This window comes from Hylemonella sp. GW821-FHT12C09 (assembly GCF_058807395.1).
This window is the reverse complement of the sequence record NZ_JBXAQQ010000005.1, coordinates 262,379-274,998: the sequence shown is the minus strand read 5'-3', so window position 1 is coordinate 274,998 and position 12,620 is coordinate 262,379. Positions and strand designations below refer to the sequence as shown.

General features: G+C 68.2%; 12 protein-coding genes. All 12 read right to left on the bottom strand.

The annotated features are described in order from the left end of the window. Positions 1-70: 70 nt before the first annotated feature. Complete coding sequence (gene der / locus AC1RRP_RS10835) at positions 71-1,414, bottom strand: ribosome biogenesis GTPase Der (protein WP_493035991.1); 1,344 nt, start codon at positions 1,412-1,414, stop codon at positions 71-73. A gap of 18 nt (positions 1,415-1,432) precedes the next feature. Continuing rightward, positions 1,433-2,569 carry an outer membrane protein assembly factor BamB gene (gene bamB / locus AC1RRP_RS10830; protein WP_493036077.1) on the bottom strand — a complete coding sequence of 379 codons (1,137 nt, stop codon included), beginning with the start codon at positions 2,567-2,569 and terminating at the stop codon, positions 1,433-1,435. 2 nt (positions 2,570-2,571) lie between these two features. After that, a complete protein-coding gene (locus AC1RRP_RS10825; protein ID WP_493035989.1) occupies positions 2,572-3,234 on the bottom strand; it encodes a YfgM family protein in 663 nt (220 codons plus the stop codon). 12 nt (positions 3,235-3,246) lie between these two features. After that, the gene (gene hisS, locus AC1RRP_RS10820; RefSeq protein ID WP_493035987.1) at positions 3,247-4,545 is read right to left on the bottom strand and encodes a histidine--tRNA ligase; all 1,299 of its coding nucleotides are present in this window, start codon (positions 4,543-4,545) and stop codon (positions 3,247-3,249) included. A 23-nt stretch (positions 4,546-4,568) separates the two neighbouring features. Continuing rightward, on the bottom strand, positions 4,569-5,840 hold the full coding sequence (ispG, locus tag AC1RRP_RS10815) for a flavodoxin-dependent (E)-4-hydroxy-3-methylbut-2-enyl-diphosphate synthase (protein WP_493035985.1): 1,272 nt from the start codon (positions 5,838-5,840) through the stop codon (positions 4,569-4,571). Between the two features lie 8 nt (positions 5,841-5,848). Then, complete coding sequence (locus AC1RRP_RS10810) at positions 5,849-6,874, bottom strand: helix-turn-helix domain-containing protein (protein ID WP_493035983.1); 1,026 nt, start codon at positions 6,872-6,874, stop codon at positions 5,849-5,851. Then, on the bottom strand, positions 6,867-7,694 hold the full coding sequence (pilW, locus tag AC1RRP_RS10805; RefSeq protein WP_493035981.1) for a type IV pilus biogenesis/stability protein PilW: 828 nt from the start codon (positions 7,692-7,694) through the stop codon (positions 6,867-6,869). The genes AC1RRP_RS10810 and pilW overlap by 8 nt, the downstream gene beginning before the upstream one ends. Positions 7,695-7,697: 3 nt before the next feature. Beyond that, positions 7,698-8,843 (bottom strand): dual-specificity RNA methyltransferase RlmN, encoded by a 1,146-nt coding sequence (gene rlmN / locus AC1RRP_RS10800; RefSeq protein WP_493035979.1) that lies wholly within the window; start codon positions 8,841-8,843, stop codon positions 7,698-7,700. 20 nt (positions 8,844-8,863) lie between these two features. After that, positions 8,864-9,289, bottom strand: coding sequence for a nucleoside-diphosphate kinase (ndk, locus tag AC1RRP_RS10795; protein WP_493035977.1), 426 nt, complete (start codon positions 9,287-9,289; stop codon positions 8,864-8,866). A gap of 119 nt (positions 9,290-9,408) precedes the next feature. Continuing rightward, positions 9,409-10,767: a pseudouridine synthase gene (locus AC1RRP_RS10790; RefSeq protein ID WP_493036075.1), complete on the bottom strand. Its 1,359-nt coding sequence runs from the start codon at positions 10,765-10,767 to the stop codon at positions 9,409-9,411. Between the two features lie 44 nt (positions 10,768-10,811). After that, positions 10,812-11,462 (bottom strand): SMC-Scp complex subunit ScpB, encoded by a 651-nt coding sequence (gene scpB / locus AC1RRP_RS10785; protein ID WP_493035975.1) that lies wholly within the window; start codon positions 11,460-11,462, stop codon positions 10,812-10,814. A 130-nt stretch (positions 11,463-11,592) separates the two neighbouring features. After that, on the bottom strand, positions 11,593-12,579 hold the full coding sequence (locus tag AC1RRP_RS10780; RefSeq protein WP_493035973.1) for an RluA family pseudouridine synthase: 987 nt from the start codon (positions 12,577-12,579) through the stop codon (positions 11,593-11,595). Between the last annotated feature and the right edge of the window lie 41 nt (positions 12,580-12,620).

Below are 12,620 nucleotides of genomic sequence, written 5' to 3'. Positions count from 1 at the left end.
AGCCTGGTGCCCGCTTGACAAGCGGGGTTAACCCCCAGCAATAAGTCCGGACTCAGGACCAGGCCGGGGCCTAGCTGTCGTCCTTGTCGGCGTACGGATTGCTGGAGGTCTTGAATTCAATGCGCATGGGCGTGCCCACCAGGTCGAACTCCTTGCGGAACCAGCCTTCGAGGAAACGCTTGTAGGAATCCGGCACGTGCTCCAGCGAGTTGCCGTGGATCACGATCACCGGCGGGTTCATGCCGCCCTGGTGCGCGTAACGCATCTTGGGACGGAACATGCCGGCGCGCTGGGGGCTCTGGAACTGCACGGCCTGCTGCAGCAATCGCGTGAGCACCGGCGTCGACATCTTGCAGCCGGCCGCCTTGTAGGCCTGGACGATGGAGGTCCACAGGGGCCCCAGGCCCTGGCGCTTCTGAGCCGAAATGAAATGGATGTTAGCGAACTTCAGGAAGGCCAGGCGCGTCTCGATGGAACGCTGCAGCTGCTGGCGCTGGTACTCGTCCACCGCATCCCATTTGTTGATGGCCAGCACCACGGCGCGGCCGCTCTCCAGGATGTAGCCGGCGATGTGGGCATCCTGGTCGGTCACGCCCTGGGTCGCGTCCAGCAGCAGCAGCACGACGTTGGCCGACTCGATGGCCTGCAGGGTCTTGACCACCGAGAACTTCTCGATCGCCTCGAACACCTTGCCCTTGCGACGCAGGCCGGCGGTGTCGATCAGCTCGAACTTCTGGCCGTTGCGCTCGAAGGGCACGCTGATGGCATCGCGCGTGGTACCCGGCAGGTCGAAGGCCACCAGGCGCTCCTCGCCCAGCCAGGTGTTGATCAGGGTGGACTTGCCGACGTTGGGGCGGCCGGCCACGGCCAGCTTGATGAGGCCGGGCACCTGCTCCTCTTCGGCTTCGTCCTCGTCCGGCAGGTTCAGCGGCTCCAGCGCGAGGTCGACCAGGGAGCGGATGCCCTGCCCGTGCGCAGCCGACACCGGGTACACCTCGCCCAGGCCCAGTTCGTAGAACTCGCCCAGCCGGGTGGCATCGGTCATGCCTTCGGCCTTGTTGGCCACCAGCACGCAGGGCTTGCCCAGGCGGCGCAGGTAATTCGCAATGTCATGGTCCTGCGCCGACAGGCCACCGCGCGCATCAACCACGAAAATCACCACATCGGCCTCGGCCACGGCCTGGCGGGTCTGCTTGGCCATTTCCTTGTAGATGCCGTCTTCGGCCGTGGGTTCGAAGCCGCCGGTGTCGATGACGATGTACTCGTGCTTGCCCTGCTTGCCGTTGCCGTAATGGCGGTCGCGCGTGAGGCCGGCGAAGTCGGCCACGATGGCATCGCGCGACTTGGTCAGCCGGTTGAACAGCGTGGACTTGCCGACATTGGGGCGGCCCACCAGGGCCAGAACGGGTTTCATGTCGGACTTTCTCTTGGATTACTCGGGGCGCAAGCCCAGCACACGGCCGGCACGCGTGACCACCACCACGGTACTGCCCGCCAGCACCGGCGTGGCGGCGATGGGCGAGCCATCGGTCTCGATGCGGGTCTGCAGCGCACCATCGGTACGCGACAGGAAATGCAGGCGGCCGGCGTCGTCGCCAACCACCAGTGCCGGCCCCAGCAACAAGGGGGAACTCAGCTTGCGATAACGCAGCTGGCTCGTGCTCCAGGCACGTTCGCCATCGGCGCGCCGCCAGGCGATCACGGTGCCGTCGGACTCCACGCCCAGCAACAATGTCGAATCGCCGCTCAGACCGGAAGCGCCGACCGCCGGCTTGCTCCACAGCAGCGCACCACGCGCGGCGTCGACACAGCCCAGCGCAGCCTGGAAGGCCCGCGTGCAGACCACGGCGTCCTGGCGCGCCACGCCGGCCACCAGGTCGACCAGGCGCTCCACGTCATTGGTACCGCGCGGGGTCGCAATGGGCACTTCCCAGCGGGGCGTGCCATTGAGCGGGTTCAGCCCCACCAGGCGGCCCGACAGGCCGGCCACCAGGGTGTCGCCCACAGGGATCAGCACACCGGGCTGGCGCAGCACCAGGGCTTCACCCGTGCGCGACTGGTTCCACAGGCGCCGACCGCTCTGGCCGTCGTAGGCGGAGACGCTGCGGTCTGCGCCCAGCACGAAGACCCGGCCCCCCGCCACCAACGGCGCGGTATAGGACGGCGCGTTCAGGCGCTGGCGCCAGAGTTCGCGCCCTTCCTGCAGCGCCACCAGTTCATTCTCCGTCGTCACCACCGCCGCCATGCGACCGTCGTGCCCGACACCGGCGTTCAGCGGCGCGCCCGCCTCGGCACGCCACACCGGCTCACCGGTACGCGCATCGAGCAGGCTGACCCGGCCTTCGCTGGAAGCCAGGCCCACCGTGTAACCCGCCGCTTGCACCACCAACGCAAAATCGACCCGGCCGATGTCGACGCCCCAGGCCTGGCGCATGCCCAGCAGCTTGGGATCAGGCGGCAGCGGGGCGGGCTCGGGACGGCTGGGGGCGCTGGAACAGGCCAGCAGCAAGGCGCTCAGGGCCAAGGCCCCAGCGCCACGCAAGGCACGCAGCAGGACCGGGCGGGACAGGATCACTTCTTCTCCCCGGCCGTCGCTGCGGGTGTGAGCCCCAGGGAAGCCAGTTTGACGTCGACCACATTGCGGTAGCTGCTGCCGGGCTCCAGGCCTGCCCAGGCTTTCTGGTATTCGGCGGCCGCCTCGGCCTTCTTGCCCTGGGCCAGGTAGACGTCGCCACGGCGGTCGGCCGCCAGCGCCGCGAAACCGGCCGGGAAACTGTCTGCCAGCTGCTTGAGCGCCTCGTCATAGGACTTGGCATCGAGCATCAGGCCGGCCAGGCGCAGGCGCGCCACGGACTTGTAGCCTTCGTCGCCGGACTGCTCGGCCACCCAGGCCAGGGCGGCACGGGCGGCTTCGCTGCGACCGGCCGAGGCGTGCACGGCCGCGGCCAGCAGAGCCGCCTGTTGCGCCTGCGCGGTGCCGGCAAACTTGTCCTTCATGTCGGCCAGGGCGCGGTCCAGGCGCGTCCCATCGCCGCTGGCAGCAATGCGCTCGACCTCTTCGTAGAGGGCCGTGGCCTGCACGGCCTGCTTGCGCTGCCAGTACTGCCAGCCGTTCCAGCCGGCGTAGATGCCCAGCAGCACGATCAGCGCCCAGCTGATGAGGCCGCCGTACTGCTTCCAGAATTGCTTGAGCTGGTCAAGCTGCTCTTGTTCTTCGAGGTCGAGGTGTGCCATGAATTTTTCCGTTCAAGCGGGAGATTTTAGGTGGGCGGCCCAGTCGGCCACCTGGGCGAGGGCGTGGCAGCTCTGCGCACCGGCGCCGTCGCGCAGCGCCTTGACGGTGACTTCGCCACGTGCCAGTTCATCGGCGCCGAAGATCAGCGCATAGGACGCACCGCTGGCGTCCGCCTTCTTGAACTGCGATTTCATGCTGCCCATGCCCTCCCCCGTGCCGGCGTGCATCAGCACGCTCAGGCCGGCGGCGCGCACGGCCTGCAGCACGGGCATGGCGGCCGGCAGGGCCGCGGCATCGGGAATGATGGCGTAAACGTCGGGCACGGGCTGGGGATGGTCGGCGCCCTGCTCTTTCAGCAGCTCCAGCACCCGCTCCACACCCAGGGCCCAGCCCACGGCCGGCGCGGGCTTGCCGCCGATCTGCTCGATCAGGTAATCGTAACGGCCGCCACCGCAGATGGTGCCCTGCGAACCCAGGCGCGTGGTGATGAACTCGAAGACCGTGAGGTTGTAGTAGTCCATGCCGCGCACCAGGCGCGGGTTGATCGTGTAAGCCACACCGCTGGCGTCCAGGATGGCACGCACCTGGTTGAAGTGGGCCAGCGAGGCCTCGCCCAGGAAATCGATCAGCCTGGGCGCCGCTTCCACCAGGGCCTGCATGGCCGGGTTCTTGGTGTCCAGGATGCGCAGCGGGTTGCTGTGCAGGCGGCGCCTGGCGTCTTCGTCGAGCTGCTCGGCATGCTTTTCGAAATAGCTGATCAGCGCCGCACGGTGCTGCTTGCGCTCCTCGGGCTGGCCCAGGCTGTTGAGTTCCAGCCGCACATCATTCAGGCCCAGCACCTTCCACAGCGCGTCGGCCAGCAGGATCATCTCCGCATCCACCTCGGCGCCGGCAAAACCCAGGGCCTCGGCGCCGATCTGGTGGAACTGGCGGTAACGGCCACGCTGCGGGCGCTCATGGCGAAACATGGGGCCCATGTAGTACAGGCGCTTGCCGCCTTCGTAGAGCAGGTTGTGCTCGACCACGGCGCGCACCACGCCGGCCGTGCACTCGGGGCGCAGGGTGAGCTGCTCGCCGTTCAAGCGGTCTTCGAAGGAGTACATCTCCTTCTCGACGATGTCGGTCACCTCGCCCAGGCCGCGCACGAACAGGGGTGTGGGCTCGACGATGGGCGTGCGGATGTTGCGGTAGGCGAAGCGCGCCATCAACGCGCGCACCTGTTCCTCGAACCACTCCCAGCGCGCCGAATCCGGCGGCAGGATGTCGTTCATGCCTTTGACGGCAAGCAGTTTCTCTGGCTTGGATGCCATGTTCTCTTTACTCTTCGTGTGGTTCAGACCGTCTCGGCGACGGTCTTCTGGTGCGCGCCGAAACGGTTCTCGATGTAGGTTTCGACGATCTTCTGGAATTCCTGGGCGATGCCCTCGCCGCGCAGCGTCAGGCGCTTCTCACCGTCGATGAACACAGGCGCGGCCGGTGCTTCGCCCGTGCCTGGCAGGCTGATGCCGATGTCGGCGTGCTTGCTCTCGCCCGGGCCGTTGACGATACAGCCCATGACGGCCACCTTGAGCGCTTCCACGCCCGGATACTGCTTGCGCCACACCGGCATCTGCAGGCGCAGGAAGTCATCGATCTGCTTGGCCAGTTCCTGGAAAGTGGTGCTGGTGGTGCGTCCACAGCCCGGGCAGGCCGTGACGCTGGGCACGAAGATGCGCAGTCCCAGGGACTGCAGGATCTCGGAGGCGATCACCACCTCCTGCGTGCGCGACTCGCCAGGCTGGGGCGTGAGCGAGACGCGGATGGTGTCGCCGATGCCCTCCTGCAGCAGGATGGACAGGGCCGTGGCCGAGGCCACCGTGCCCTTGGTGCCCATGCCGGCCTCGGTCAGGCCCAGGTGCAGGGGGTAGTCGCAGCGCTTGGCGAGTTCGCGGTAGACGGAAATCAGGTCCTGCACACCGCTGACCTTGCAGGACAGCAGGATCTGCTCGGCCGGCAGGCCCAGCTCCTGCGCAAAACGCGCGGAGTCGATGGCCGAGGTGATGAGCGCCTCGTACATCACGGCCTTGGCATCCCAGGGTTGGGCGCGGCGGCTGTTCTCGTCCATCAGGCCGGCCAGCAGGTCCTGGTCCAGGCTGCCCCAGTTGACGCCGATACGCACCGGCTTGTTCCACTTGAGCGCGGCCTCGATCATCTGGCCGAACTGGCGGTCACGCTTGTCGCCCTTGCCCACGTTGCCGGGGTTGATGCGGTACTTGGACAGGGTCTCGGCACAGGCCGGGTACTGGCTCAGCAGCGTGTGGCCGTTGTAATGGAAATCACCCACCAGCGGCACGGCGATGCCCATGCGGTCGAGCTGCTCGCGGATGTGCGGCACGGCCTGGGCCGCCTCGGGCGTGTTGACGGTGATGCGCACCAGCTCGGAGCCGGCCTGGGCCAGTTCCTTGACCTGGATGGCGGTGCCGATGACGTCCACCGTGTCGGTATTGGTCATGGACTGCACACGCACCGGCGCGTCGCCGCCCACGGTGACGACCTTGTCCCCCCAGGCCACGCGGGCCTGGCGCGAGCGCCGCGCGCGCGGCGCGGCCTGATCGATCGGACCCACGTTCTGCACTACTTCACCTCGAATCGGGCCACACCACCGCGGGTGACATCAGCAAGCGGAAAAGGTTTGCCACGCACCAGCACCTCGGTGACGTCGGCGCGGCCGATGGTCACGTTCAGCGGCAGCGGGCCGGAGGCACCGACCGGCTCGCCCGGCTCCACCAGGCGGCTGAGCTGGATGGCACCCTTGCCGTCGGTCACCTCGATCCAGGACGGGTTGCTGGTCTTGAAAATCACGAGGCCCGAGCTCGCCAGCCGCTTGCGCACGGCAAGCACCTCGGGTGCCACGGCCGCAGCGGGGGCCGGCGTGGCAGCCTGCGCCGTCTCGGCACGCGCAGCCACAGGGGGGAGCTCGACCGCCTTGACGGGCTTGGCCGGCACCGCCGCGGGCGGGGCCACTGGCGTCGCCGGTACAAGGGGAGCGGCAGCTTCGCGCACGACCGGCGCGGCGGCCTTGACCGGGGCCGCAGCCGGCGCGGCGGCGGGCACGGGGGCCGGCGCGGGCACCGGCTCCGCGGGCTCGACGGCAGGGGCACGGGCCACGATGGCACCGATCTCGGCGCGCTGCTCGGTCGACGGAAAGAAGATCAGGACCAGGGCGCCCAGCAGCACCGCCAGTGCGGCCAGCACCATGGGGCGCGAGAGGCGGTCGAGGAACGGCGTCTTGGCCACGTCGCCCGGCGTATGGAAGGGCGTGTTCAGGCCGGACTCGTCGTAGTCCAGGCGCGGCACACCGGATTGCGGCAACAGCGCCAGCACGGGGGCTGCGTCGATCTTGAGCACACGGCAAACGCTAGACGCCAGCGCGCGCACGAACACGGCATCGGGCAGCTGGTCAAAACGATCGGCCTCCAGGGCCTCCAGCTTCTTGACCGACACCTTCAAGGACATCGCCAGCGGCGGCAGTTCGATACCGGCGGTCTCGCGCGCCTGGCGCAGCAGCTGGCCGGCCGTGGTCTGCGGTACCGCTGCGGCCGGCTCCACCGCCGGCGTGTCTGTTACCGGCGCGCTGCTGCCGACGACCTCATCACTCATTGAATGCTCCCCGCTCATAAGAACCCAGTTCACGCGATCTCGGATAACGGCTGCGCAGCTGGGTCACCAGCTGGTCGCGCGCCACGCGGTTGCCCAGGCGCTGCTCGACCTTGATGCCCAGCCAGAGCGTCTCGGCATTGGCGAGTTCGCTGTTGTTGATGCGCCGGATGTAGAACTGCGCGCGCGCAGCGTCACCGCGCTGGTAAAGCACCGTGGCCAGGTTGTAGCCGGTCACCGGGTTGCCGGCATCGAGCTCGTAGGACTTGACCAGGCTCTGCTCGGCATCGAGCGGCCGCCCCGCCTTGATCTGGCACACCCCCTTGGCCAGCCAGGTCTTGGCGCGACCGCCGTAGGTGGGGTTGGCCAGGGCCTGGGTGAAGGCCTGCACGGACTCGGTGTATTTGCCCTGCTGGCACAGCAGCCAGCCGTAGTTGTGCAGCACGTCGGCGCTGTTCGGGTTGATGGCCAGGGCGCGGCGGAAGCTCTCGTCGGCCAGACGCATGTCGTTCAGGCGCAGGTAGATCAGGCCGCGCAGGTTGTAGGCATCGGGGAAGTCGGGGTCGATGGTGAGGGCCTGCTTGACCTCGTCGAGCGCCACGGTCGTCTGGCCCTGCTCGAAGTAGCCGCTGGCCAGCTGCAGGCGCGTGCGGGCGCGCTTGCGGATCGCCGGTTCGTCGGAATCGGTGACGATGTCCTCGCCGCTGCCGGGAGCACCGCTGGCACAGCCGGACAGCCCGGTCAGGGCCACCAGCGCCAGGCAGGCAGCCAGCAGCCACCGACGGCCGTGGCCATGGTCGCGTTTCACATCAGTCACATTCATGCCTCAAACCTCCTTGGATTGACTCTGCAGGGTCTGCATGGGTTGCAGCAGCTTGCGCTGACGCGCCATGCGCTCCTCCACCCCGGTGCGATCCTTGACATCGCCGGCCAGCTGGCCGCAGGCGGCGTCGATATCGTCGCCGCGCGTCTTGCGCACAGTCGTGACGATACCAGCATCCAACAGGATTTTGGCGAAGGCCTGCACGCGCTCGTTGGGTGAACGCTTCAGGCCCGAGGCCGGGAAGGGATTGAAGGGAATCAGGTTGAATTTGCACCACACACCGCCGGTGGCGTGCCGGCGCACCAGCTCGACCAGCTGGCGGGCATGCTCGGGCAGGTCGTTCACGCCGTCGAGCATGCAGTATTCGAAGGTGATGAAGTCGCGCGGCGCATGCGCCAGGTAGCGGTTGCAGGCGTCCATCAGCTCGGCGATGGGGTACTTGCGGTTCAGCGGCACCAGGTTGTCGCGCAATTCGTCGTTGGGCGCGTGCAAGGAAACGGCCAGCGCCACCGGGCAGTCCTGGGCCAGGCGGTCCATCATGGGCACCACCCCAGAGGTGGAGACCGTGAGGCGGCGGCGCGACAGGCCGTAGCCGTGGTCGTCCAGCATCACGCGCAGCGCGGGAATCAGCTCGTTGTAGTTCTGCAGCGGTTCGCCCATGCCCATCATCACCACGTTGGTGATCACGCGGTCGGAGCGCTTGAGGTGCTGGCGCAGGAAAAACTCGGCAAACCAGAGCTGGGAGACGATCTCGCCGGTGCTCAGGTTGCGGCTGAAGCCCTGGTGGCCCGTGGAGCAGAAACGGCAACCCACGGCGCAACCGGCCTGGGAAGACACGCACAGCGTGCCGCGGTCGTCCTCGGGAATGAAGACGGATTCGACGGCATTGCCGTCACCGACGTCGAACAGCCACTTGATGGTGCCGTCGGCGGAAATCTGCTGGGAGATGACTTCAAGGCCCTGGATGCGCGCCGTGGTGGCGAGCTTCTCGCGCAGGGACTTGGCCAGATCACTCATCTGGTCGAAGCTGGAGGCGCCCTTCTGGTGGATCCAGCGGAACAGCTGGGTGGCGCGGAAGCGCTTTTCACCCAGCCGCTCGCAAAAGGCGGCCAAACCGTCGAGGTCGAAGTCGAGCAGGTTGGCCGTCATTGCATGGGTACTGCGCGCGATTAACGCGAGTGGATGTTCATGCCGGCGAAGAAGAAGGCGATCTCCACGGCGGCGGTTTCGGGGGCGTCGGAGCCGTGCACGGCGTTGGCGTCGATGCTGTCGGCGAAGTCGGCGCGGATGGTGCCCTTGTCGGCCTTCTTGGGGTCGGTGGCGCCCATCAGGTCACGGTTCTTCTGGATGGCGTTCTCGCCTTCGAGCACCTGGAGCATCACGGGGCCGGAGATCATGAAGTCGACCAGGTCCTTGAAGAAAGGACGGGCCTTGTGCACGGCGTAGAAAGCCTCGGCTTCAGCGCGCGACAGGTGGGCCATGCGGGACGCGACGATCTTCAGGCCGGCGCCTTCGAAACGGGCGTAGATCTGGCCGATGACGTTCTTGGCAACGGCGTCGGGCTTGATGATGGAGAAGGTGCGCTGGATAGCCATGTGAGTTCCTGGGTCTGTTTATGAAAATGGGTTTCTGCCCCACCATGGGCAAAGCCCCGTATTTTAACCGGTGTCAGTGACACCGAGAGTGCCGGGGCGATCCGCCCGGCCGGACGCCTTCAGCGCCCACCCCCGCGACCACCGCGGCGCGGCCCGCCGTTGCCACCACCGCCGCCATTGCCCCCGCCGCGACGCGGCTCCTGGCGCTGGCGCGTGAAGCTGTCGGCGCCGATGTAGCCGAAGGAGGTTTTCATCGGGTCGGGCTGGCCATCCCCGCCGCCGCCCTGGCGCGGATTGCGATCCTTGTTGCGGCCCTGCTGCTGGCCCTGGCCGCCACCGCCCTTGCGCGGGCCGCCAGACTTGTCGCCCATGGGGCCACCGGCACCACGCGGGCCCGGCCCCTGCGCGCCGCCGCGCCGCCGGTTGCGCCCGCCGCCCGGTTTGCCCTGGGCCGGCGGGCGTTCACCGCCCTCGCCCGTGGCGCCTTCCGCACCGCCGCCCGGGCGGCGCTCGGCCGCACGCATGAGGCCGCGGATGTCGGCGTCGTCGAGTTCCATCCAGGCACCACGCTTGAGGCCGCGCGGCAGCACCATGGCGCCGTAGCGGATGCGGATCAGGCGGCTGACGGCATGGCCGACCGCCTCCAGCATGCGGCGCACCTCGCGGTTGCGCCCCTCGGAAATCGTGACGCGGTACCAGCAGTTGGAGCCCTCGCCACCGCCCTCTTCGATCGTGCTGAAATGGGCTGTGCCGTCGTCCAGCTGCACACCGTCCAGCAGCCGCTGCTTCTCTTCCTTGCTCAGGGCCCCCAGCACGCGCACCGCGTACTCGCGCTCCAGGCCGAAACGCGGATGCATGAGATTGTTGGCCAGGTCGCCGGAGTTCGTGAACAGCAGCAGCCCCTCGGTGTTCAGGTCCAGGCGGCCGACCGACTGCCACTTGCCCTGGTGCAGCTTGGGCAGCTTGCGAAACACGGTGGGACGGTTCTGCGGGTCGTCGTGCGTGACGACCTCGCCGACCGGCTTGTGATAGGCGATGACGCGCGGCGGCGGCGGATCGATGCGCACCCGGATGGGCTTGCCGTTGACCTTGATCTGGTCGCCGAACTGGATGCGCTGGCCGATATGGGCCGGCTCGTTGTTGACCGAGATGCGCCCTTCCATGATGAGCTGCTCCATCTCCAGGCGCGAACCCATGCCGGCCTGGGCCAGCACCTTGTGCAGCTTGGGCGTCTCGGCCTGGGCGCTCAGCACGCGCTTGACGGGCACTTCGGCCTCGGGCGCCTCCTCGTCGGCGTCGAACTCGCCGGACACCACGGCCGCAAAACGCTGGCCCGCATCGACGACGGGCGGCGTGGCGTGCGGTTTGCGCGCTGTCGCCGGCCTGGCCGTCCGGTCTTCCGCCTCGGCGCCCGCAGGTACGGAGCCCTCGGCGGGTTCGACCGCCCCGGCCGGGTGGACCGGTGCAGGAGCGTGCATGTCGCTGTCGGGCTCGGGCGGCGTCACGCCAGGCGTCTGTTCGGTCATGGCTGATTTCCGGTCAAGGCAAAAGGTTCGTCGCTGCCGGCTTCGGCGGCGGGCTCGGCCAGCGGCAGTTCGTGCGTGTCGCCGTCAGCAGGCGCAGGCAGTTCGTTCAGCACTTCCAGCAGGCCCGAGGACTGGGCCGGGTTGTCCATCAGGGGCAGCTGGTCGAGCGAGGCCAGGCCCAGGTCGTCGAGGAAATGCCTGGTGGTGGCGTACAGCCCCGGGCGGCCCGGCGCTTCGCGGTGCCCGATGACCTCGATCCAGCCGCGGTCTTCAAGCTGCTTGATGATCAGCGAACTGATGGTGACCCCGCGGATGTCTTCCATGTCGCCGCGCGTGACCGGCTGGCGGTAGGCGATGATGGCCAGGGTTTCGAGCGTGGCACGCGAGTAGCGCGGCGGCTTCTCGGGGTGCAGGCGGTCCAGGAATTCGCGCATCTCGGGGCGGCTCTGGAAGCGCCAGCCGCTGGCCACACAGACCAGCTCGACGCCGCGCCCGGTCCATTCCTGCTGCAGTTCCTCCAGCAGTTGCTTGATGGTGTCCACGCCCAGGCTGTCGTCGAACAGCACGCGCATGTCGCGCACCTGCATCGGCTGCTGGGCGCAGATCAGCGCCGTTTCCAGTACACGCTTGGCTTCCGTTGTATTCATGTCTCTTCGAATCCGGGCTATGCATCTAACCGATGCAGGATGAGAGGGGTCTGTAGGAGAGTGGGCCTGCGGATCATCACGATCCCGGACCAGGGGCACCCGGATGTCGCACGGGGCCGGGGCACGTTCTTCACAGAACGTCCTGCTGGGCATTGTAGCCCACACCCCAGTCGGCCAGGGCCTCGCGCATGTCCTGCGGCAGGGCGGCCTTGAAGACCAGCTCGCGCCCGCTCACGGGATGGGTGAAGGCCAGGCGCCAGGCGTGCAGGGCCTGGCGCGACATGCCGGCGCCCGGCGCGCCGCCGTACAGGGTGTCGGCCAGCAGCGGATGGCCGATGGAGGCCGCGTGCACGCGGATCTGGTGGGTGCGCCCCGTGTGCAGGGTGCAGCGCAGCCAGCAGCCCTGCGCGGCGTTGTACAGCAGCTCGAACGTGGTTTTCGCCGGTTTGCCCGGCTGGCGCAACAGGTCCACCACGGCCATGCGCAGGCGGTTGCGCGGGTCGCGCCCGATGGCGGCCTCCACGTCGCGCCGCGCCGGGCCGCTCCAGGGCTGCTGTGCCAGCGCCAGGTACTGGCGGCTGACCTCGCGCGCCGCGATCAGCTTGACCAGCGCATCCATGGTGGTGCGCGTGCGCGCCACCACCATCAGGCCGCTGGTGTCCTTGTCCAGGCGGTGCACGATGCCCGCGCGCGGCAGCTGTGCCGCCTTGGCGTCGTGCGCCAGCAGGCCGTTGAGCAGGGTGCCGCGCCAGTTGCCCGGCGCCGGGTGCACCACCAGGCCGGCGGGCTTGTTGAGCACCAGCAGGTGCTCGTCCCCGTAGACGATGTCCAGCGCCATGGCCTCGGGCAGGAAGGCCTGGCTCTGCGGCGTGGGCCGCAATTCGATCGAACCCTGCTCGCCGGCCCGCACCTTGTGCGCGGGCTTGCGCAGGGTCAGCTCGCCCTGGGTCACGGCGCCCGCCTCGATCAGCTGCTGCAGGTAGCTGCGCGAAAACTCGGGCACCAGCGCGCTCAGGGCGCGGTCCAGGCGCAGGCCATGCTGGTCCGTGCCGATGGTCCAGGGCCGCAGCTCGACCTCGGAAGCGCCCTCGGCCGCCTCGTCAAAGTCCTCGTTCACGGGGTCGGTCGATATAATTGATGCTTGTTGTTTCAACGAGT